At 65.5% G+C, this 22,002-nt stretch carries 21 protein-coding genes, 1 tRNA gene, 1 pseudogene and 1 CRISPR repeat array; of the genes and pseudogenes, 17 read left to right on the top strand and 6 right to left on the bottom strand.

The annotated features are described in order from the left end of the window. Nucleotides 1–107 precede the first annotated feature (107 nt). Nucleotides 108–764, top strand: a complete 657-nt coding sequence (locus tag QA609_RS01000) for a helix-turn-helix domain-containing protein (RefSeq protein WP_278300715.1) — start codon at nt 108–110, stop codon at nt 762–764. Nucleotides 765–842: 78 nt separating this feature from the next. Further along, complete coding sequence (locus QA609_RS01005; protein ID WP_278300716.1) at nt 843–1,193, top strand: hypothetical protein; 351 nt, start codon at nt 843–845, stop codon at nt 1,191–1,193. A 10-nt stretch (nt 1,194–1,203) separates the two neighbouring features. On the opposite strand, the gene QA609_RS01010 is transcribed toward QA609_RS01005, so the two are convergent. Continuing rightward, entirely contained in the window at nt 1,204–1,413 is a 210-nt protein-coding gene (locus tag QA609_RS01010; protein WP_278300717.1) for a hypothetical protein, read from the bottom strand. Nucleotides 1,414–1,525: 112 nt separating this feature from the next. Next, the gene (locus QA609_RS01015) at nt 1,526–1,765 is read right to left on the bottom strand and encodes a hypothetical protein (RefSeq protein WP_278300718.1); all 240 of its coding nucleotides are present in this window, start codon (nt 1,763–1,765) and stop codon (nt 1,526–1,528) included. Nucleotides 1,766–1,867: 102 nt separating this feature from the next. Between QA609_RS01015 and QA609_RS01020 the strand changes: the two genes are divergently transcribed. From QA609_RS01020 to QA609_RS01050, 7 genes are all read left to right on the top strand, one after another. Continuing rightward, entirely contained in the window at nt 1,868–2,620 is a 753-nt protein-coding gene (locus QA609_RS01020) for a prephenate dehydrogenase/arogenate dehydrogenase family protein (protein ID WP_278300719.1), read from the top strand. Beyond that, nucleotides 2,617–4,083 carry a class I SAM-dependent methyltransferase gene (locus tag QA609_RS01025; RefSeq protein ID WP_278300720.1) on the top strand — a complete coding sequence of 489 codons (1,467 nt, stop codon included), beginning with the start codon at nt 2,617–2,619 and terminating at the stop codon, nt 4,081–4,083. The genes QA609_RS01020 and QA609_RS01025 overlap by 4 nt, the downstream gene beginning before the upstream one ends. Before the next feature lie 48 nt (nt 4,084–4,131). Beyond that, nucleotides 4,132–4,938 (top strand): 5'/3'-nucleotidase SurE, encoded by an 807-nt coding sequence (gene surE / locus QA609_RS01030; protein WP_278300721.1) that lies wholly within the window; start codon nt 4,132–4,134, stop codon nt 4,936–4,938. A gap of 312 nt (nt 4,939–5,250) precedes the next feature. Continuing rightward, nucleotides 5,251–5,646, top strand: coding sequence for a hypothetical protein (locus tag QA609_RS01035; RefSeq protein ID WP_278300722.1), 396 nt, complete (start codon nt 5,251–5,253; stop codon nt 5,644–5,646). A gap of 247 nt (nt 5,647–5,893) precedes the next feature. Next, nucleotides 5,894–7,837 carry an aldehyde ferredoxin oxidoreductase family protein gene (locus QA609_RS01040; protein WP_278300723.1) on the top strand — a complete coding sequence of 648 codons (1,944 nt, stop codon included), beginning with the start codon at nt 5,894–5,896 and terminating at the stop codon, nt 7,835–7,837. 51 nt (nt 7,838–7,888) lie between these two features. Continuing rightward, entirely contained in the window at nt 7,889–8,230 is a 342-nt protein-coding gene (locus QA609_RS01045) for a hypothetical protein (protein WP_278300724.1), read from the top strand. Nucleotides 8,231–8,451: 221 nt separating this feature from the next. Beyond that, nucleotides 8,452–8,723: a CRISPR direct-repeat array (repeat unit 26 nt; unit sequence TGTCGTTGACGTCGTCGTGCTTGTCG). Nucleotides 8,724–8,842: 119 nt separating this feature from the next. Further along, nucleotides 8,843–9,190 (top strand): hypothetical protein, encoded by a 348-nt coding sequence (locus QA609_RS01050; protein ID WP_278300725.1) that lies wholly within the window; start codon nt 8,843–8,845, stop codon nt 9,188–9,190. A gap of 833 nt (nt 9,191–10,023) precedes the next feature. Here QA609_RS01050 and QA609_RS01055 read toward each other — a convergent pair. Both QA609_RS01055 and QA609_RS01060 read right to left on the bottom strand, forming a co-directional pair. Continuing rightward, nucleotides 10,024–10,749, bottom strand: a complete 726-nt coding sequence (locus QA609_RS01055; RefSeq protein WP_278300726.1) for a CHRD domain-containing protein — start codon at nt 10,747–10,749, stop codon at nt 10,024–10,026. 826 nt (nt 10,750–11,575) lie between these two features. Then, nucleotides 11,576–11,647: transfer RNA gene (locus QA609_RS01060), tRNA-Ala, on the bottom strand. Between the two features lie 204 nt (nt 11,648–11,851). Between QA609_RS01060 and QA609_RS01065 the strand changes: the two are divergent. The 6 genes and pseudogenes from QA609_RS01065 to QA609_RS01090 all read left to right on the top strand — a co-directional run bounded on the left by QA609_RS01065 (nt 11,852) and on the right by QA609_RS01090 (nt 17,916). Further along, a pseudogene (locus QA609_RS01065) lies at nt 11,852–13,446 on the top strand (long-chain-fatty-acid--CoA ligase). A gap of 94 nt (nt 13,447–13,540) precedes the next feature. Continuing rightward, complete coding sequence (locus QA609_RS01070) at nt 13,541–15,163, top strand: long-chain-fatty-acid--CoA ligase (RefSeq protein WP_278300727.1); 1,623 nt, start codon at nt 13,541–13,543, stop codon at nt 15,161–15,163. A 175-nt stretch (nt 15,164–15,338) separates the two neighbouring features. Continuing rightward, on the top strand, nt 15,339–15,806 hold the full coding sequence (locus tag QA609_RS01075) for a 30S ribosomal protein S15 (protein WP_278300728.1): 468 nt from the start codon (nt 15,339–15,341) through the stop codon (nt 15,804–15,806). 3 nt (nt 15,807–15,809) lie between these two features. Continuing rightward, the gene (locus tag QA609_RS01080; protein ID WP_278300729.1) at nt 15,810–16,988 is read left to right on the top strand and encodes an exonuclease; all 1,179 of its coding nucleotides are present in this window, start codon (nt 15,810–15,812) and stop codon (nt 16,986–16,988) included. After that, entirely contained in the window at nt 16,985–17,278 is a 294-nt protein-coding gene (locus tag QA609_RS01085; protein ID WP_278300730.1) for a KEOPS complex subunit Pcc1, read from the top strand. The genes QA609_RS01080 and QA609_RS01085 overlap by 4 nt, the downstream gene beginning before the upstream one ends. Then, nucleotides 17,275–17,916: a 30S ribosomal protein S3ae gene (locus tag QA609_RS01090; protein ID WP_278300731.1), complete on the top strand. Its 642-nt coding sequence runs from the start codon at nt 17,275–17,277 to the stop codon at nt 17,914–17,916. The genes QA609_RS01085 and QA609_RS01090 overlap by 4 nt, the downstream gene beginning before the upstream one ends. Before the next feature lie 31 nt (nt 17,917–17,947). Here the strand turns inward: QA609_RS01090 and QA609_RS01095 are convergent, their stop codons facing one another. Next, nucleotides 17,948–18,901, bottom strand: coding sequence for a DUF3179 domain-containing protein (locus tag QA609_RS01095; protein WP_278300732.1), 954 nt, complete (start codon nt 18,899–18,901; stop codon nt 17,948–17,950). A 46-nt stretch (nt 18,902–18,947) separates the two neighbouring features. After that, nucleotides 18,948–19,388: a plastocyanin/azurin family copper-binding protein gene (locus QA609_RS01100; RefSeq protein WP_278300733.1), complete on the bottom strand. Its 441-nt coding sequence runs from the start codon at nt 19,386–19,388 to the stop codon at nt 18,948–18,950. A 212-nt stretch (nt 19,389–19,600) separates the two neighbouring features. Here QA609_RS01100 and QA609_RS01105 point away from each other — a divergent pair, with 212 nt between their 5' ends. Further along, on the top strand, nt 19,601–20,332 hold the full coding sequence (locus tag QA609_RS01105) for a protein sorting system archaetidylserine synthase (protein ID WP_278300734.1): 732 nt from the start codon (nt 19,601–19,603) through the stop codon (nt 20,330–20,332). A 66-nt stretch (nt 20,333–20,398) separates the two neighbouring features. Then, nucleotides 20,399–21,991, top strand: a complete 1,593-nt coding sequence (locus QA609_RS01110; RefSeq protein ID WP_278300735.1) for a HEAT repeat domain-containing protein — start codon at nt 20,399–20,401, stop codon at nt 21,989–21,991. Nucleotides 21,992–22,002 lie beyond the last annotated feature (11 nt).

A 22,002-nucleotide genomic window follows, 5' to 3' on the forward strand; every position in this document is an offset into this window, starting at 1 on the left:
TGCGTCGCTACCATCGACACGAATTATCATATAGATGGTGTCCGCCGAGCCGTCGAAACTGCAGTGGACGGCACACAGCGTATACTCGGCCGCACGAATACAGTTACATGAGCGTTATCGTCGAGTTCAGCATCGCGACCGAGGAGTTCGTTTTCGGCTCGGCCCTCGAGACGGTCGAGCACATGGAGATCGAACTCGAGGCGATCGTTCCCGTCGGAGGGCAGGTCGTGCCGTACTTCTGGGCGACCGGAGAGGGGTTCGAGGCGTTCGAGCGCCACGTCGGCTCGGACCCGGGCATCGAGAGCATCGCCCAGATCGATCGGATCGACGGCACCGCGCTGTACCGGGCGGTGTGGTCCGGCGACGCCGACGGCCTGCTGGAGGGACTCGCCGACTCGGAGGCCGTCGTCCTCGAGGCGATGACGACGGAGGCAGGCTGGTACTTTCGGGTCCGGTTTTCGAGCAACGAACTGGTCGAGCGGTTCTCCGAGTACTGCACCGAGCGGTCGATCTCGATCCGCGTCGATCGGGTCCACCCCCTCGCGGAGGCCCCGCGGGCGGGCCGGCGCTTCGAACTCACGCCCGGTCAGCGGGAGGCGATCGTCCTCGCGGTCCAGCGGGGCTACTTCGAGGTGCCGCGGGAGACCGATCTCACCGCGATCGCCGACGAGCTGGGGATCTCCCAGCAGGCGGCCTCCGAGCGCGTCCGCCGCGGCGCCAACGCGGTGCTCCGGGCCGCCCTCCCCATCCCCCAATCGGAGTGACCGGCTCTCGCCGCTCCTTATAAACTCGTTGTCGTAACCACCCGACGTTAGAAACGGAACGGCTGTTTACCCCAGTTTATGATGTCTCCCGGCCACGACGCGTCCGACGCGGTCGACGGGATCCACGACGTCTGCGCTCACCGGACTCGGCGGCGGCTCCTCCGCGTTCTCCGATCGCGGCCCGAGACGACCCTCGAGGCCGTCGCCGCGGCGCTCGCCGAGAGCGGAGACGACGTTCGACCGTCGGAGCGAACCAGGCTCGAGGTCGCGCTCTACCACTGGCACCTGCCGAAGATGGCGGATCGGGGTGTGATCGAGTACGACCCGGAAACCGGACGGATTCGAACGAACGGCGCGACGCGCGCCGCCTGGAGTCTGCTCCGGGCGCAAGAGGAGACGGATCGATCGAACCGAACCGACGGTCGGTGACCAGCCGAAGCTATCGAAGCCCGGCGAGCACCAGCACGATTCCCAGCAACGCACCGACCGCGACGAGCCCGAGGCCCGTAGCACCGATCATCTCGGCAGACGTCCAGCCGGTGATCTGGTCCTCGTAGGTCATCGCTCCGGCAGAGACGACCAGCGAGAGTCCCGCGCCGAAGATCGTTGTCGCCAGGTCCACGCCGAACGGATTTCCGATATCGACCATATCGCCAGTGGACTACCGGTGCGGATACGATCCGTGCCGTCTCTCGCAGACGGTATTTGTACTTTGCTGAGCGGTCCTCGAGGCGGCTGAGCGCGACCGTCGACGGCGACCGTCAACTCTCGTTCTCGTCGTCCCGTTCGTCGGGGCTGCCACCGGTCTCGTTCTCCTCGTCGATCGGGCTCCCGCCGCCGCCGTTGGAGTCGTTCGCCTCGTCCGGGTGGTCGATCTGGTCGTCGTCCTCGCCGTCGTCGTCGCTACAGCCGGCCAGCGCGGCCAGCGAGCCGACCGCAGCCAGGCCGGAGAGTTTCATCGCGTCTCTGCGCTCGAGGGGCAACTGTGAGTCCTCGGTCATCGGATACGTCGAGGTTCTCGACTCGCATGGATAGCCCTCGTGCTTGCGGGATCGGACGGGCGATCGAACGCCTTTTGCGACGCCGTCGGGTACGGTACCCCAATGGACGTACTGATCGTCGGCGCGGGGGCCATGGGGACGTGGTTCGGCGGCGCCGTCGACGCCGACGTCGCCTTCGCCGACGTCGATCCGGCGACCGCCGTCGCGGCCGCGGACGCCGTCGGGGGCGAGGCCGTCCCCCTCGAGGACGGGGATATCTACGACGTCGTCTGTATCGCGGTGCCCCTCTCCTACGCCGACGAGGCGATCGCCGCTCACGCCTCGCGAGCGAGCGATGCGATAGTCGACGTCTCGGGGGCGATGGCCGACCCGCTCGCGGCGATGGCTCGCCACGCACCCGATCTCGAGCGTGCGAGCCTTCACCCGCTCTTTGCGCCCGAACGGGCGCCGGGCTCGATCGCGGTCGTCCGCGAGAACGCGGGACCGACGACCGCGGCGATGTTCGAGGCCCTCGAGGACCGGGGCAACGATCTCGTCGAGACGACGCCCGAAGAGCACGACGAGGCGATGGAGACGGTTCAGTCGGCGACCCACGCCGCCGTTCTCGCGTTCGCGCTGGCGGCCAGAGACGTGCCCGACGGGTTCGAGACGCCGGTCTACGAGGAACTGCGAGCGCTCGCGGCGCGGGTAACCGAGGGAACGCCTCGAGTCTACGCCGACATCCAGGAAACCTTCGACGGCGCCGACGCGGTCGCCGACGCCGCTCGAGCGCTCGCCGACGCCGACCACGACGAGTTCGAGGATCTGTACGCGGCGGCGGCACGGAAGCTACGCGAGGAGGGTGATCACGAATGACCGACCAACGAGAGGCGATCCGTTCGAACGCGAAGTACCTGCGAAACGTCCGGCCGATCGATCCAGAGGAGATCTGCGACTACGTCGAGGGCAGCCCCCATCCGGCGGTCGTCCGCCAGCACCTCCGGGAGGACGCCGTCTCGCTGGGCCTGCTCGAGCGCGAGGACGGCACCTTCGTTCCGGTCGGAGACGAGCCCGTAAGCCCGCGTCGCGGCCCCGTCGAGCGCTTTCCCGACCGCTACGGGGAGCGACTCGAGGACCTGCTCGTCGACCGCTACGGCGTCGACTGGCATCGCGACGGAACGGGACAGCTCCTGCGGTCGACGATCCGCCGGTTCAAATCCCGCTACCTCGAGGGCCGACCCGTCGAGTACGACGACGACGTCGCTGCGGGCTACGCGATCTACCACCTGCCCGGCTACTACGCGGCGGTACAGTACGCGCTCGACGATCTGGCCGAGCGAGGGCTGCTAAACCGGGAGCTTCGGGTCCTCGATATCGGGGCCGGCGTCGGCGGCCCCGCCCTCGGGCTCTGTGACTACCTTCCCGACGACGCCGTCCTCGAGTACCACGCGATCGAGCCCAGCGCGGCCGCCGACGTCCTCGAGGGGCTGCTCGAGGAGACGGGCCGGAACGTCCACTCGACGATCCACCGCGACCCCGTCGAGGACGTCGACCTCGATTCGATCGGCGACGGCGAGGGGTTCGACCTCGTGTTCGCCTGCAACGTCCTGAGCGAGCTCGCGGACGCCGAGGCGGTCGCCCGTTCGGCGCTCGAGTCGCTCGCACCCGACGGCACGTTCCTCGGGATGGCGCCCGCAGACAGGAACACGAGCATCGAGCTCCGCGAACTCGAGCGCGACCTCGAAGGGACGACGGTCGTCCCCTCGAGCGCTGACGACGGCTCCGCCCGCGAGGTCACCGTCTACGGGCCGACGGTTCGGCTCTGGCCCGGGGCGACGCCGACCGATCGGGGCTGGTCGTTCGATGCCCGCCCCGATCTGGCGGTGCCGTCGTTCCAGCGCAGGCTCGACGAGGCGACGCCGGAGGACGACGCCGACCACGCCCCCGGCGAGTTCGTCAACGTCGATGTCCAGTTCTCCTACTCGCTGCTCCGTCTGGATGGGACACGCCGGATCGAGATCGACCTCGCGACCAGCGACCGGGCGAAGATGGCCGAGACGGAGCGCCACGTCACGAACCGGGTCGACCTCGCCGCGGCGAAGCTCAGTCGCTCGCTTTCGGCCGAGGACGCGAACCCGCTGTTCAAGATCAGCGACGGCAGCGAGACCGTCGATCACTACGCCGTGCTCACCCGGGAGAGCTCGCTCAACCGGCCGCTGGTCGAGGCCGACTACGGCGAGGTGCTCACCTTCGAGGGGATCCTGGTCCTCTGGAACGACGACGAGGAGGCCTACAACCTGGTCGTCGACGAGGAGACGATCGTCGACCGGATCGGGTAGGTCGCCCCTTCCGGAGCCCTTTTCGCGCCCCCGTCCGAGAACCTCGATATGAGCGACACTCTCGAGATCCTGTTGACGAACGACGACGGGATCGACAGCACGGGAATCAGAGCCCTCCACGACGCCCTCGCCGAGCACGCGAACGTTACCGTCGTAGCGCCCGCGAACGACCAGAGCGCCTGCGGCCGATCGATCTCCCACGCAGTCGACGTCCGGGAGCACGAACTCGGCTACGCCGTCGAGGGGACGCCGGCCGACTGCGTCGTCGCCGGCCTGGCCGAACTCGGCCCCAAGCCGGATCTCGTCGTCGCCGGCTGTAACGAGGGGGCGAACCTCGGCGAGTACGTCCTCGGACGATCGGGAACGATCAGCGCGGCCGTCGAGGCCGCGTTCTTCGACGTGCCGGCGATCGCGACCTCGCTGTACGTTCCGCTGGGCGACATCTCGTTCGACGAAATCGAGCTCGAGCCCGCGGATTTCGCGGAGGCGACCCGCGTTACCTCTTATCTCACCGAACATGCCCTCGACTCGGGGGTCTTCGAGCATGCGGCGTATCTGAACGTCAACGTTCCCCTGCCGGACACCGATCCCGCACCGATCGAGATCACCCATCCGTCGAAGCGCTACGAGATGGACGCCGAGCGAAACGGTGATGCCATCCACCTCACCGACCGGGTCTGGGAGTCGATGGACCCCGAGACGATCCCCGATCCTGAGGGGACGGATCGCCGGGCCGTCGCCGAGGGCCGGATCAGCGTCTCGCCGCTGACGGCACCGCACTCGACGAACCACCACGAGGCGCTCGAGGCGCTGGCCGAAACCTACCTCGAGACGGTCACCGCGGCCAGCAGGTAAACTCGGCGCGATCCGGAACTGTTTCTGTCTCCGCCGTCCTCCTGTTCGTACGACGCGCTCGGGAACCGATACTGGCGCTCGTACCGGGACAGAACCCTCTGGGACCACTGTCGCAACGTCGACGCCGACGGACCCCGTCGTCCTCGCGAACCGGTTCGGTCGACTTGCGCCTCGCAAGGCCGTCGCTATTCGGCCGTGATCGCATGAGCACAAACCGAACTCGACAGCAGACCAAGTATATAACGGACCGAACACAAGTGCAAGGTAGACCGACGTTCAAGCAGCGATACTCGCAGCGGAGGAGATCAACAGATGGTATTTAACACACTCTGGACCCGGCTCTCGTCGCTCTGGTCGAACGAGTCAGCCGGCGCCGACGACGCCGACTCCGGGACGGAACCGGAGACGGGGTCGACCGAAGAGCAACGAAACGAAACACTGAGCTACGCCGAACAGATCGAGTACGGCACGGACGATCGCCAGCTCCCCGACGACGACAAGGTGTTGCGCCTGCTCGTCAAACGCGGCGGGCGCGTCGACGAATCGACGGTCCTCGAGGAGACCGACTGGTCGGAAGAACACCTGCGCGAGGTCGTCGAACGAATGGAGGACGAGGACCAGGTCAGCGCGATCACGGTGGGACAGAAGCGCGTGATCTGCCGGCGCGGGTTCGAGCCGAAGGGATACCGCTCTCACCTCAACGAGTAGTCGGAGTTCGGATCGTGTTCGAGACGAGTGATTACCAGAGACGTCTCCTCGCGCCTTCCGCTCGAGTGCGCCGCCCGGTGCTCGAATCGTTCGAAACGGTCTTCGGGCGAGATTTCTACCCCCGTGGCCGGGATCGATCGCGACCGGAGCGATTCGACCGACGGCCGACTGTTGTAACCGCTACCGGTTACCTCTATACGGCAACACCTAACAAGCCCCGGAACGAATGTACTGATCATACGTTACAATGACCGATATCGGCGGATTCCAAGACAACGTCGCGCGCATCGACCTCAGCGAGGGCGAGGTAAACTACGAAGGTATCGACGAGGAGGACGCACGGAAGTATATCGGCGCGCGCGGACTGGGGGTAAAGTACGTTTTCGAACAGGGAGCGGACGTCGATCCGCTCGGACCGGACAACCTGCTGGCGTTCATGAACGGCCCGCTGTCGGGGACGCAGGTGACGATGAGCGGTCGGATCGCCATCTGTACGAAGTCGCCGCTAACCGGGACGGTCACCGACAGCCACCACGGCGGCTGGTCGGGCGCCCGACTGAAGTGGGCCGGGTTCGACGGCCTGCTGTTCGAGGGTGAGGCCGACGAACCGGTCTACGCCTACGTCGAGGACGGCGAGGTCGAACTTCGCGACGCCTCCCACCTCTGGGGGAAGGGCGTCCACGAGACCCGTGACACGATCGAGGAGGAGGTCGACGGCCAGTACGGCAAGAACCTCTCGATCATGGCGATCGGCGACGGCGGCGAGAACCAGGTCCGGTACGCCTGCATCATGAACGAGGACGACCGGGCCTCGGGACGGGGCGGCACCGGCTGCGTCGCCGGCTCGAAGAACCTCAAGGCCGTCGTCATCAAGTCCAACACGAAGATGCCCCAGCCTGCCGACCCGGAGACGTTCAAGGAGGGTCACCAGCAGGCGATGCAGGCGATCACCGAGTCCGACGTCACCGCGCCCAACGAGGGCGGACTCTCGATGTACGGCACCAACGTCCTGATGAACATCACCGAGGAGATGGACGGCCACCCGACCAAGAACGGTCGGTACACCTCGGCGATCTCCTACAACGACGCCGAACAGGGCGGCGAGAACGTTCTCGACGCCGAGCGGATCAGCGGCGAGAACGTCCGCGAGAACATCCTCGTCGACGAGCCGACCTGTCACTCCTGTCCCGTCGCCTGCAAGAAGGAAGTCGAGGTCGACGTGATGCACAAGGGCGAGGAGATGAACGTCCGGATGGAGTCGTTCGAGTACGAGTCCGCCTGGGCGCTCGGCACGAACTCGCTGAACGACGACCGCGACAAGATCGCGGTGATGATCGATCGCTGTAACGACATGGGGATCGACACGATCGAGGCGGGCAACATCATGGCGATGGCGATGGACGCCACCGAAGAGGGCAAGCTCGACGACGTCGACGAGGGAATGGAGTGGGGCGACGCCGACGAGATGATCGAGATGATCGAGCGCATCGCCAACCGCGACGGCGAGCTTCCGGACCTGCTCGCGGAGGGCCAGGAGCGGTTCGCCGACGCCGTCGACGCTCACGGCTGCCGCCTCGACGTCAAGGGCCAGGCGATCGCGGCCTACGACCCCCGCTGCATGAAGGGGATGGGGATCGGCTACGCCACCTCGAACCGCGGCGCCTGCCACCTGCGTGGCTACACCCCCGCCGCCGAGATTCTGGGGATTCCCGAGAAGGTCGACCCCTACGAGTACGAGGGCAAGGGCGAACTCACCGCCGAGTTCCAGGACCTGCACGCCATCTCCGACTCGTTCGACATCTGCAAGTTCAACGCCTTCGCCGAGGGAATCGAGGAGTACGTCGACCAGTACAACGGGATGACCGGTTTCGACGTCACCGAGGACGAACTGATGGAAACCGGCGAGCGCATCTACAACTTGGAGCGCTACTACAACAACCTCGTCGGCTTCGACGGTGACGACGACTCCCTGCCGGAGGTCTTCCTCGAGGAGGGCGGTACGCCCGGCCAGGGCGCAAGCGAGGGCGAGTACTGCGAGCTCGAGGAGATGAAAGAGGAGTACTACGAGCACCGCGGCTGGGTCGACGGCGTCGTCCCGGACGAGAAACTCGAGGCACTCGAGATCGATATCGGCCCCGGTACCGGCGTCAGTGCCGGCGACAGCGCCGGTGCGGCACCGAGCGACGACTGAGGCCGACGATCGGACCGTTCGCGGTCGACGATTTTTTGCGGCCTGTCACTGATGACCGACTCCGAACCCGAACTGCCACGTCTCGCCGACCTCGACCCGTTAGCTGACCGACTGCTCGAGCATGCCGCTTCCGAGTTCGAGCCCGCCCGAACGACCCTCGAGCTGACGGGGTACGCCGACGGCGACTACGAACTTCGGGCGTTCGAGACCGTCTCGATTCGCTCGGCCCCCGACGGCGACGGGGACATCTGGGAACGAGTCGAAATCAGGTACGATCGACGGCTCGAGTGGATTCAGCGCCGCCACTACTACGAAACCGACGAGGAGTGCCTCGAGGAAACGGTCACCGACCTCGAGGCGTATCCGGACCCGACGACCGCTGTCGACGAGTGAACGCTCACGAACTCGGGATCGGACGGACCGTTTCGCGACCCGATCTGCCTCGTCGATAGCGAAGCAGTGAGCGAAGGCCGGTCCGTTGCTCGAGACGTCTCTCGTGGAACGAATCTCACCAAAGAATAACGGCGGTATCGAGATTGCTACCAGCGGTTAGCAGTAGCTTTTCTTCACGTCGTCGTTCTTGTCGGCGTAGTCGTCGTGCTTGTCGTCGTTCTTGTCGGCGTAGTCGTCGTGCTTGTCGTCGTTCTTGTCGGCGTAGTCGTCGTGCTTGTCGTCAGCCTTGTCGTTGACGTCGTCGTGCTTGTCGTCAGCCTTGTCGTTGACGTCGTCGTGCTTGTCGTCAGCCTTGTCGTCGACCTTGTCGTTGACGTCGTCGTGCTTGTCGTCAGCCTTGTCGTCGACCTTGTCGTTGACGTCGTCGTGCTTGTCGTCGGCCTTGTCGTCAACCTTCTCGTCGGCCTTGTCGTTGACGTCGTCGTGCTTGTCGTCAGCCTTGTCGTCAACCTTCTCGTCGGCCTTCTCGTCAGCCTTGTCGTCAACCTTCTCGTCGGCCTTCTCGTCAGCCTTGTCGTCAGCCTTCTCGTCGGCCTTGTCGTTGACGTCGTCGTGCTTCTCGTCGGCCTTCTCGTCAGCCTTGTCGTCGACCTTCTCGTCAGCCTTGTCGTCGACCTTGTCGTTGACGTCGTCGTGCTTGTCGTCAGCTTTGTCGTCGGCCTTCTCGTCGACGTCGTCAGCCTTCTCGTCGGCTTTCTCGTCGACGTCGTCAGCCTTGTCGTCGGCCTTCTCGTCAGCCTCCTCCTCAGCTTTGTCGTCGGCTTTCTCTACCTCCTCTTTGTCGACACCATCGTCGACTTTCTCCTCATCGTGATCGTCATCGGTCGCAATCACGCCGGCGCCGCTGACGATGGCCACCGCCATCATCAGCGCCATCACGAGCGCAATCGCACGTTTTGAGATGTTTACCATTGGTAGCTCTGCACACCCGAAGCGGCCAGTACGGCGCCGTCACGCACCGGGTGCACGGGAACAGCTATCCAGAGACCGGATAGTAAGTATCTGCAGGCTACTCGATTCCGCTCGAGACAGCGCTATCGCCGAGATGTCTAGATGAAGCTTACGTACCGATCGGAACCCGTTTGTCGCACCGAACCATCCGAACCGCGATACTGTACACGTTCGGGACAGTTCTCGTGTACCGCCGAGATCGTCGTGGGCACAGGTAACGCGACCGTCATGCGGAGAACACCCTTTTCGAAGCCCGAACTGTAGCTCCCGACGACCTTCCTCCCCCTTTCTACTGACGTGTAGTACTGTCATAGAGCGGAATCTATCGGTGAGATTCCCGTTCGATCGGCAGTAGGTTGGACGTACACCGCGGATCCGCGGATCGAACCGGCTCGAGACGGAGTCGAGTACCGAAGGGAGACTCGTCTCGCAGTACGGACGGATCGATCGGTGGATATCGGACTCGAGTGCGAGTCACCACGGAGCGGCGTCTCCCCGGTCGGTCTCGAGACCGTAGAAGCGTGTGACGACCGCGACCGGAAGGTCAGCGATGGGTAGCAGTCGCCCGTGTCGTCGTACTCGACGTCACCGTCGTTGGAAAAGTCTTCGCGCTGTCGGTTGCACCGCCGCGTTTCTCGGCGTCATCGTCGTCCTCCTCGGTAGTTCGGCGGCGTGGTCATCTGATTTCGGGACGTCGTAACTCGGATCTCTACGATCGGTTTCCCCCGAGAGCGCAATTTACTCGACTCGAGAGGCTCGTCCGTTCTCAGATACGAAAGGAGTCAGTCCGCGTCCTCGTCGTCCGCCGCGTCGTCGGGATCCGCGGGTGCCCGATAGATCGGTTCGTCGGCGTCCTCCTCGTCGGTATCGGACTCCGCAGCCTCCTCGTCTTCGACGGGTTCCTCCTCGGTATCGGATTCCGCAGTGTCTGCGTCGTCTAAATCGTCGGTCTCCGACACCTCCGACGAACCGTCCTCGAGTACGATCTGCCCGCGAATCTCGCCCTCCGGATTGGCCTCGGTAGCCACGCCGACGTAGATCTCTCGGTCGGCCAGCTTGGCCGCGACCGTCTCGAGATCGTGTCGCTCGAACGCCTCGAGTAACTCGTCGACGGTGAGGGTCCCCTCGGCGAGGGTCCCGTCGAACCGTCCCTCGGCGGACTCGTCGTCGGCACCGGGGTAGAGCTGAACGAACCTCTCTCCGGTCTCGCCGTCGGCTCCGTACCCGATATGTGCGTCCGTCGGATCACAGAGGTAGTCGACGTCGAGCACGTAGTGGACGGCTCGCTCCTCGAAATCGATCTCGAACGTGGCGGTTCCGCTCGCGTCCGTCTCGACGTCTCGCGGAACGGACCCCGCCGTGAGCTCCGCGGCGAACGTCGTCGGGAGATCCTCGAGATCGGTTTCGTCGTCGGTATCCGCGCCCGCAGTCCCCGCTGCGAGTCCGCTACCGATGGTTATACCCGTGGCCCGTAGCACCCATCGCCTGGATCGAAGAGCATCAGTCATGTATAGTTGAACTACAGTAGCAGAGATATTTCTGCGAAACCCGATAAACCCATTTTACGGAATTATATGAGTTTCAGAGTTTCTAATATGAATTGGGTCGAAAGTCAATCGGTATCCGTTCGCCGTTTCCGAGGCTCAGTTCTCAACTCAGGGTTTGCGGACCGAACGCGGTCCCCAGCGTTCCGACAGAGGGGTTCGACGGGTACCGGACGGCCAAGTTCGCGTTCGGAGTCCGTTTTTCGAGACCGTACGAGAAGGCTCCTACGACGTCGGCGTTCCCCTCGGATTCACGGACGTGGCGGGATCGGAGGAGTACCACTACGATGCAATCCACGGAACGAGTAAACGATCGGCTTCGACTGCGAGCCGACGGCGGTCGACCACTCGGACGATGGCAACCACGAGCTGAACGTCGGGCTCGAGCCCGAGCAACTTGGAGCCGAAAACCCACATCGAAGCTACGGAGTTTGCCCCGAGTGGGCGCGTCCAAACCGAGCAACCACGTCCTCCCGATGTACGACCCCGACGGCACGATGCGCAACCAGCGCGAGGAACCGGAGCAACCGATCAATCGGAGTTTGTTGCTCGATAAGACGCAGAAGCGTCGAGTCCCGCTCGAGACGCTCTGTTCGGCTCACCTATCTCGGGGCCGCTCGATTCCACGCTCTTTTCTCCTCGTGAAAGCCGATTTCTACCACGGAACGCACGAGTAGAGGGCCAAGAACGGGGAGGAGACGGGACGAACCCGCCGGGACTGAGCGACTCCTATAGGTTTATGAGGGACGGCGAGGACGCTGCTGGAGCGAGTGAAACGAACGGAAGGAAGTGGACTCGCGGGGATTTGAACCCCGGGCCTTCCCCGTGCCAGGGGGATGATCTACCACTGATCTACGAGCCCTCTCTGCACTCCCTGTTTTCGCACACATCGGTATAAACCCCTCGATATCGGGTGACAGCGGCGGGGAGGAACACGGTACGTGATCTCGAGCCACGCCCCTCTTTCGGTCGCGTCGCAGTCTCCTCGAGCGCCGAATCGCCGGGGGGCATCCGTGTGCATGATAAATGATTAGGCAGATACTGCCGTTGGATGTGAACGGGAACCATGAAAACGGCAATGCGGACCACCGACTTCCTCGACCGGGCCGTCGACCTCTACGACGACGTGACGGGTATCGTCGCCCACGACGGAACGGAGTACACCTACGCGGAGGTGAACGAGCGAGTGAATCGGCTCGCACACGCCCTCGAGGAGAGCGGCGTCGAGCAGGGTGATCGGGTGGCTCTGTTGGCGCCGAACACCCACTACTTCATCGAGACGCTGTACGCGACGAACAAGCTGGGCGCGGTGTTCGTCCCGCTGAACTACCGTCTGACGAGTGGCGAGTACGAGTACATCCTCGGGGACTGTGCCGCGAACACCCTGATCGCCGACTACGACTACGCCGACAAGGTCGAGCCGATCCGGGACTCGATCCCCGCCGAAACGTTCGTCGGCTACCGGGCCGACGAGATCGAGGGCGAGTGGACCGACTACGAGGCGTTCCTCGAGGGCCACTCCGCCGACGAACCCGACCGCCCCGATATCGGCGAGGACGACGACGCCAGCATCAACTACACCTCCGGCACTACGGGCGACCCGAAGGGTGTCGTCCGCACCCACCGCACCGAACACTGGCACGCCCTCGTGCTCAACCAGCACATGGAGATCCGCGACGACGACAACTATCTCTGGACGCTCCCGATGTTCCACTGCAACGGCTGAGGCCACACCTACGCGATCACGGGCACCGGTGGAACCCACGTCTGCCAGCGCACCTTCGACGCCGAGGGCGTCTTCGATCGGGTTCGGGAGTACGACGTCACGTTCATGTGCGGCGCGCCGACGGTGCTGAACTCGCTGATCCAGTACCACGAAGCAAACGACGTGGAGACGACGGGCGACCGCGACGTTCGGCTCGCGACCGCGGACAGCGCACCCGCCACCACCACCATCGAGACCGTCGAGGACGAGTTCGACTGGCGGATCATCCACATCTACGGGCTGACCGAGACCGCGCCGATCATCACGACCAGTAACTCGCCGCGGCGGCTCGCCCAGCGCGGGCGCGAACTCAAGGTCAAACAGGGCGCCGAGACCCTCTGTACGGACGTCAGGGTCGTCGACGAGGACGGCGAGGACGTTCCCCGCGACGGAGACACCATCGGCGAGATCGTCGTTTGGGGTAACCAGGGATGGATCGCTACCTGAACAAACCCGATGCCACCGAACGAGCGTTCTCCGAGCGCCTCGAGGGCTACTTCCACACTGGCGACCTCGCGACGATCGACGAGGACGGGATGGTCGCCATCCAGGACCGAAAGAAGGACATCATCATCTCCGGCGGGGAGAACATCTCGAGCATCGAACTCGAGGACGTCCTCTACGATCATCCGGCCGTCCAGAAGGCCGCGGTGATCCCCGTCCCCAGCGAGCAGTGGGGCGAGACCCCGAAGGCGCTGATCGTCCCCGGTGCGGACGCCGACCCAACCGAGGACGGGATCGTCGAGTTCGTCACCGACCGCCTGGCGGGCTACAAGAAGCCGACGAGCGTCGAGATCGTCGAGGATCTCCCGGAAACGGCGACGGGGAAGGTCCAGAAGTACGAACTCCGCGAGGAGTACTGGGACGACGCCGAGCGCCGCGTCGGCCAGCAGTAGGCCGAACTGGTTCGGCTCGGTCCCCGGTTTTGCTCTCGACACCGATTGATCCATCCGCAAGGAGTATAATGAACGATATCCAAGGATCTCGTATATGGAGGTTCCGCTCCTCGTAACCGACTTTCTCGACCGCGCACGGAAGTACTACGGCGACGAAGAGGCCGTCGTCGCGACGACAGGTGAACGCTACACCTACGACGAGTTCGGTGACCGCGCTGACCGCCTTTCCGCGGTACTCCAGGAGCGGGGCATCGAGAAGGGCGATCGGGTCGCGGTGCTCGACCCGAACACCCACTACCAGCTCGAGGCGGCCTACGGGATAATGCAGCTCGGGGCGATCCACACCCCGTTGAACTACCGGCTGACGCCCGCGGACTACGAGTACATGCTGAACGATGCCGGTGTCGACGCCGTCGTCGCGGACTACGAGTACGCCCACAAGATCGATGCCGTTCGCGAGGAGGTGCCGACGGAGACGTTTATCGCAACCGACGCCGACGCCCTCGAGGACTGTGACGGCGAGTGGCTCGACTTCGAGGAGGTCATCGCCGAGGCCGACGCTGACTACGACCGCCCCGAGATGAGCGAGGACGACGTCATCACGATCAACTACACCTCGGGGACGACGGGCGATCCGAAGGGCGTCATGCGGACCCATCGGACCGAGTCCTTACACGCCCAGCTGGTGACGATCCACCACGAGATCCGCGACGACGACGTCTACCTCTGGACACTGCCGATGTTCCACGTCAACGGCTGGGGACACATCTACGCGATCACGGGGATGGGCGCGAAACACGTCTGTACACGCGGGACCGACGCCGAGACGAACCTCCGGCAGATACGCGAGGAGGACGTCTCCTTCCTCTGTTGTGCGCCGACCGTCCTCACCCTGTTCGAGGAGTACCTCGAGGACAACAAGGTTCCGACGACCGGTGACGCGCCGATGCGGGTCACCGCCGCCGGCGCCGCGCCACCCGAGAGCATCATCGAGACCGTCGAGACGGAGTTCGGCTGGCACTTCCGCCAGCTCTACGGCGCGACCGAGACCGGTCCCCTGATCGGTACCTCCGCGACCCGGCGACTGATCGACGAGGACAGCGAGGAGCGCTTCGCCCTCAAGAAGCGCCAGGGGATCGCCCCTCTCGCGACCGAGGTCGAGGTCGTCGACGACGACGGGAACGAAGTCCCCTGGGACGACGAAACGATCGGCGAGATCGTCGTCCGGGGCAACCAGGTGATGGACGGCTACTGGGAGAAACCCGAGGAGACCGAAGAGGCGTTCGACGACAAACGCGAGGGCTGGTTCCACACCGGCGATCTGGCAGTCGTGAACGAAGACGGCCTGATGGCGATCCAGGACCGCAAGAAGGACATCATCATCTCGGGCGGGGAGAACATCTCGAGCATCGAACTCGAGGACACCCTCTTCGACCACCCCGACGTCGGCGACGTCGCGATCATCCCTGCGCCCAGCGAGAAGTGGGGTGAGACGCCGAAGGCGTTCGTCGTCCCCGCCAATGGCGACCCGGAGAACCCGCCGGTCACCGAGGACGATCTGACGGCCTACACCCGCGAGCGGCTCGCGGGCTACAAGGTGGTTCACCAGGTCGAGTTCGTCGACGAACTCCCCAAGACCGCGACGGGCAAGATCCAGAAGTACGAACTCCGCGAGCGGGAGTGGGAGGACGAGGAGTCGATGGTCGGGCAGGGCTGACGGCAGGACGCAACCCTTTAGTCGCTGCTCCCGGTAGCGACGGTGGGAAGCGCACGGCCGCAAATCCGACTCGCTGTCCACCCTTTCGGGCAGCTTGGGATTGCGGAAGTGCACGGGCAGCCGGAGATCCGGCTGCCGAACACTCGAGCGGTCAGTGCGGTTCCTATCCTCACCAATGGCACGAATGCACACCCGCCGTCGCGGCTCGTCCGGATCGGACAAGCCGACGGCAGACGAACCGCCGGAGTGGAGCGACGTCGACGCGGACGACATCGAAGCCCGCGTCGTCGAACTGGCAGAGCAGGGTCACGATCCCAGCCAGATCGGGATCAAGCTGCGCGACGAGGGCGTCACGGGGACGCCCGTCCCGGACGTCAAGCTGGCGACCGGAAAGAAGGTCACCGAGATCCTCGAGGAGAACGACGCGAAAGCGGACATCCCCGAGGACCTGCGCAGCCTGATGCAGCGCGCGGTGCGCCTGCGCGAGCACATCCGGGAGAACCCCCAGGACTACCAGAACAAGCGCGCCCTGCAAAACACCGAGTCGAAGGTCCGTCGCCTGGTCAACTACTACCGCGGCGACGAGCTCGAGGCCGACTTCCAGTACTCCTACGACGTGGCAGTCGAGCTCCTCGAGGAGTAAGGAATGTCTACAGAGGGTCGAACCGCCGAGGCGTCGATCGCCCCCCTCGAGAGCGCGGGCTTCGTCCGGCTCGTGGCGAGCGCCGACGGCGACGCGCTCGCGGCGACCGGGCTGCTCGCGCGGGCGATCCGCGAACGCGGAACGCCGTTCCAGGTAACCGTCGGCCGCACCGTTGCCGAACGGACCGAACGGGCGACGGCCGACGAACCCGAGGCCGACGACGCGACGATCGTCGTCGGTAGCGCCGACGCCGATCTCGACGCGACCCGGCTCGCAGCGGCCGACAGGGCCGCCACGCTCGAGGCCGTCGAACTCGTTCGCGGGCTGGGCGAGACGCCCGACCCCGTGCTCGCGCTTGCGGGACTCGTCGCGGCCGGGAGCGAACCCGGCGCCGGCGAGAGCGAGTGGGTACTCGAGACCGCACGGGATCGAAGCCTCGTCGATCGAGGACCCGGGGTCGCACTGGCGACCACGGATCCAGTCGACGGGCTCGCACACTCGACGCGCGTTCGCGCACCGTGGTCCGGCAACCCGGACGCGGTCCGCGACGCGCTTTCGGGGCTCGAGCTCCCCGAGCCAGACGCGCTCGAGATCGATGACCATCGTGCGATCGCCTCGCTGGTCGCGCTCGACGCGGTCGGCGCCGAGAACGCACACGAGCAAAGCGCCCGATCGGTCGGGCGCGCGCTGAAGCCGTACGCGACGCCCGAGGGACCGTTCGCAACCGTCGGCGGCTACGCCGACGTGCTGGCGGCGACGGCCAGGACCGAACCCGGGACCGGCGTCGCCCTCGCGATGGGCCACGGCGTCGACCGGGCCGCACTCGAGGCCTGGCGAACCCACGGTCGACGCGCCCACGCGGCGCTCGACTCGGCGTCGATCAGCCGACACGACGGCCTGTTCGTCCTCGAGATCGAGGACGGCCCCGTCGAGACGGTTGCCGAGGTCGCCGTCGCCTACCGATCGCCGGAACCGACCGTGCTGGTCGTCGGCGACGGCGAGGCCGCACTCGCGACTCGGACCGACGAGTCACTCGGCTCGACAGTCGAAGCGATCGCCAGGGCCCTCGAGGGCGACGTCGACGGGCTCGAGTACGACGACGGCCGGCGACGCGGCTACCTGCGGTACGACCCCGAGACGGACGACTCGACGATCATCGCGACGACGAGGGAGTTCAGATGACCCGACGAGCGACGATTCGGACGACCCACGACGATCCGGCGCTGATCGCGCGCGCGATCGCGCCGGACAACACCGACGAGATGGAGACGACGGTCGACGACGGCGAGGGAGGCGATTCCTCGAGCGACGACGCGGTCGTTACCCGGATCGAACGCGAGACGACGTCGGGGCTGCAGTCGACGGTCGACGACTACGTCGTCAACCTCGCGGTCGCGATCGAGGTCGCACAGCACGCACACCCGACGGACACGGGCACTGTGTCCGACACCCCAGATAACACCCAACTATGAGTGAACGATCGGTTTCACGAACGAAACAGGAAAAGCGGTGGTACACCATCCTCGCGCCCGAGCAGTTCGATCGCAAGGAGCTCGGTGAGACCCCCGCCGACGAACCGGAGAAAGTCTACGACCGAACCATCGAAACGACGCTCGGCGAGTTGACGAACAACGCCAGCGAGAACAACACGAAACTGACCTTCAAGATCACCGACGTCGGCAGCGACGCGGCGTACACGGAGTTCCAGGAACACGCCCTGACCCGTGACTACCTGCGCTCGCTGGTCCGCCGTGGCGCCTCGAAGGTCGAGGCCTACGTCACCGTCCTCACGACCGACGACTACCGTGTCCAGATCCAGCCCGTCGCCTTTACGACCAAAAAGGCCGACGCGAGCCAGGAGAAGGCCATCCGCGAGCAGATGGTCCAGATGATCGAGGAGGCCGCCGCCGAGCGGACCTTCGATGAACTCATCGACAGCATCGTCGAGGGACGACTCTCCTCGGCGATCTACGGCGAGGCCAAGACGATCTACCCGCTTCGCCGCGTCGAGATCCAGAAGACGACCCTCGAGGCCCACCCCGAGGAAGTCGCCGAGGAGGAAGCGACCTCCGTCGACGTCGAGGAAGAAGACGTCGCAGCCGAGGACTGACGCGACGCTCGAACCCGTTCGATCCCGATTTTTACGGCCGACCGTAGAACGCGTCGACGCCGTGATCGTCCCGCCAGGCGAACGCGAACAGCCGACGGGCCGGGAGTCGCTCGAGCCGTCGACCGTCCGCAGCCGAACCGGTGGCGGGGTCCCACGCGGTCCCGTCGGCGCGGATCGTCCCGTTGTCGGCCCTGTCGAACTCGAAGCCCGGGTTCTCGAACGCGTGAATTCCATCGTCGGTCGCGAGGACGACGGTATCGGTTCCGCCGACGGCCTCGTGGACGACTCCTCCCTCAGATTCCACCCGCGGGAGAGGGAATCCGCGCGCTTCGGAGCCGATCTCGAGTCCGAGAACGACGGTCTTGGGGCCGAACTCGGGGTAGTCCCAGGTGCGTTCGTCGCCCGTTCCCCGGTGGGCCGCGAGGCCGAACCCGTCGCTCTCGAAGTACGCTGCGTACGGCGCCTCGTCGTACTCGATCGGAGTCGGCTTGTCACCGTCGCTCGCCGCTTCGCTCACCGCGTTCTCTGGGGGCTGAAGCACCTTTCCGTTCGAATAGCGCTCTCGAAACCCCCTCCAAGTGAGTACGCCCGCAGGGCGAACCCGAAGCTCCCGCCCCCGCAGCGGGCCGTCGATACACTTACCAGACGACTGCTTCCACTCGGAACCGGTCTCTCGATCGTACATGACCAGATCGTCGTCGACGAGTTTCCCGCTGACGCCGAACTCGAGGACGCGGTCGTCGACCGTTCGATCGTAGACGACGGCGCTCCCGCAGAGCGGACACCACGTGACCGCGATCGGGTCTCCGTCGACGGCGTCGTTGACAATTTCGTGATAGTCCAGCACGCGGACCGGATACGCCTTCGGTGTCGACGCCTCGACGGCGACCACCTCGTCGTCGGGTTCGCCGACGCGTTCGGTCCCGAAGGTCGGGTCGTCGATGCTCGGAATCGCGTCCCTCGGAATCACCTGACGGACGTTCATGATCCGGCCCACGGTCCGCTGTAAAAAAAGATCCGCGCCGCGCGGGCTACTCGACGACGACTTCGCCGATCATTCCGCCCTTGACGTGGGGCTCGCAGATGTAGGCGTACGTCCCGGGAACCTCGAAGGTATGCTCGTACGTGTCCCGCGTTCCGAGCCGTCCACCCCGGTACTCGTGCCAGGCGTCGATCGCCGTATCCTCGTCCTCGTACCCGCCGCTCGCGAAATACGCGGCATCTTCGGGGATCTGGTTCTCGAGAGCGGTGACGGTGTGGTCGGCGCCGCTCGTGTTCTTCCAGACGACGGTCTCGCCGACGCTCGCGGTGTAGGTCTCGGGGAGGAACTCGTTGCGGCTCATCCCGATGTCACACTCCTCGCCGGCACACGGTCCGTCGTCGTCATCGAAGACGCTGAGGACGGACGAGCAGCCGGCCAGGCTGGCCGAGGCGGCGGTCCCGACGGCCGCAAGGTAGACGCGCCGGTGCATACGCGAGCGTTGGGACGGTCGCGGTATAACGGGTCCGGTTCGATTCTCGAACCGGAGGTTCGGCGTCGAACACGTTCGGATCCGTCCGCCGACCGCTCGAAGGACTCGAGTCGGTCTCGCGTCCCCTCGGGTTCGATTCGACCGTCGATCAGATTAGTTCACCGCCCCTCGAAACGAAAACAGTAAGGTGGCCGCCGCTCGAATCGAGGAGTATGCTTCCGCGGTTCGTCGGACGACTGGGGATCGCGGACGCGGTGACGATCGCCAACGCGACGCTTGGCTTCGTCGCGATCGTCGTCGCGTTCGTCGACATCGAACTCGCGGCGCGGCTCATCCTGCTGGCGGCGATCGCCGACGGCCTCGACGGGCTACTCGCGCGCCGGTACGGCGGGACCGAGGCGGGACCCTACCTCGACTCGCTGGCCGACGTCGCCTCGTTCGCCGTCGCCCCGGCCGTCCTCGCGTTCGTCGTCGTCAGCGACGGGCTCGGACTGAGCTTCGACGCCGTCACCGCCGAGTTGCTTGTCGTCACCGCGGTCTGTGCGCTGTTCGTCGCGATGGCCGTCACTCGCCTGGGACTGTACACCGCCTACGACACGACCGGTAGCTACACCGAGGGGGTCCAGACGACGCTGGCTGCGACGATCATCGGTGCTGCCATCCTCGCCGGTGACCCTGCCGACGCCCCCGTGCTCATCCTGGCGATCACGGCCGCTTTCACGTACCTGATGGTCTCGCGGATCCCCTACCCCGACCTGCTCGCTCGAGACGCCGCCATCATGGGGGTCGTCCACGCGCTGGCGATCCTCGTGCCGACGGCCGCCGGCCGAACCTTTCCCTACGCCCTGTTGACCCTCGGAATCGCGTACATGACGTTGAGTCCCTGGCTCTACTGGCGCCCCGAACCCCGCCCGGCCGAAACCGACCTGCATGGAAACGCTTAGGAACGTGCTGACACGACCTGTACGTATGAACGAAGTCACGCGTCGGTGTCGTCCCCGGGTGGTTCCATGAGCGAGGACGAGGCGAACGGTGACGAGGAGCCGGCCGACGAGCCGGACGAGCGGGAAACGGCCGACGAGGAAGCCGAAACCGAGGAGGAAGCGGAAGACCGGGCCGACGACGGAGCCGACTCCGACGAAGACGAGACCGAGGAGGAGCCCGAATCGCCCGAAGCGGGCGAAGTAGACGAAGACGACGGAGAGGATGCGGACGACGAAGAGGGCGCAGCGGACGAGGAAGACGAGAAAGACCTGGACGAGGACGCAAACGAACTCGAGGCGATCCGCGGCCAGCTCGAGGCCTTCGAGACCCAGATCGAGGAGTTCGAGGCCGAACTCGAGGCCGCCGAGACCGAGGACGACCTCGACGAGGTCGAGCCGAAGCTCGAGGCGTTCCGCGAGGAACTCGAGGGTCTCGAGATTCCCGACCCGCCCGAGGAAGACGAGGACGACGATGACGAGGAGGAAGACGTCGTCCACCCCGAAGAGGAGCTCCAGGACCGCTACGACGAGATCGAGGACGACCTCGACGACCTCGAGGACGACCTCGAGGACCAGCGCGGCCCCTACGCCGAGGACGTGATCGGCGAGATAAACGGCGTCGCCGGAACGATCACCGGCACCCGCTGGACGATCGAGGGCGAGGAGGAGCTGATCGACCCCGTCGAGGCGTTCGTCGCGGACGCAAACGAGCTGCTGGGCGCGTCCGTTTCAGTTCCTGACGACCTCGAACCCACCGAGTGTGCCGAACTCCGCGAGGACGTTCCCGACGAGGACGAGGGCGTTCCCGAACGGCTCGCGGCGACGCTCGAGGACGTCACCGACGCCGTCGAGGACGCCGATCTCGACGCCGACGAGGACGCCGAGACGATCGCCGCGCTGCTCGAGGCGACCGACGTCCTCGAGGACGGGGTCGAGGAGGCCACCGAGTGGACCGACCTGAAGGTCCGCGAACAGCTCCGTCGAGAGGGCTTTTACGACGTACTCGACCACGTCAAGGACTTCCCGCCGGAGTGGCACGCCCTGAAGGTCCACGAGAAGCGGGGCAACGTCGAGCTGATCCTGCTCGCGCTCGACTCCCTGGGATCGGAGTTCATGGAGGACCACTGCATGGAGGCCCTCGAGCGAATGGGCCGCGAGGAGGCTATCGAGCCGATGATCCAGAAGGCAAACCGCCGGGACACCAAGGCGATGAGCATCCTCGGGAAGATCGGCGCCGACGACGAGGAGGTCGTCGACACGCTGCTCGACTACGTCGACTCGAACATCCAGCTCCAGCGGCCCGCGTTCAGGGCGCTGGGCGAGATCGGCGCCGAGGACGCCGTCCAGCCGATCGCCGAGGAGCTCGCCACCAACGACGAGCCGGCCGTCCGCAGCAACGCCGCCCGCGCGCTCGGGCTGATCGGCGACACGCGGGCGATCCAGCCGCTTTCCGACGTCCTCGAGGACGACGACGCCGACCGCGTCCGTGCCAGCGCCGCGTGGGCGCTCAACCAGATCGGCACGGAGGACGCACTCGAGGTCGTCGCCGACTACGCCGACGACCGGGCCTACCTCGTCCAGGCCGAGGCCGAACGCGCCGACCTCGAGCCGGCTGCCTGATCGTCGCTCTT

This window comes from Natronococcus sp. A-GB7 (assembly GCF_029688865.1).
In the GTDB taxonomy this organism is placed as follows: domain Archaea; phylum Halobacteriota; class Halobacteria; order Halobacteriales; family Natrialbaceae; genus Natronococcus.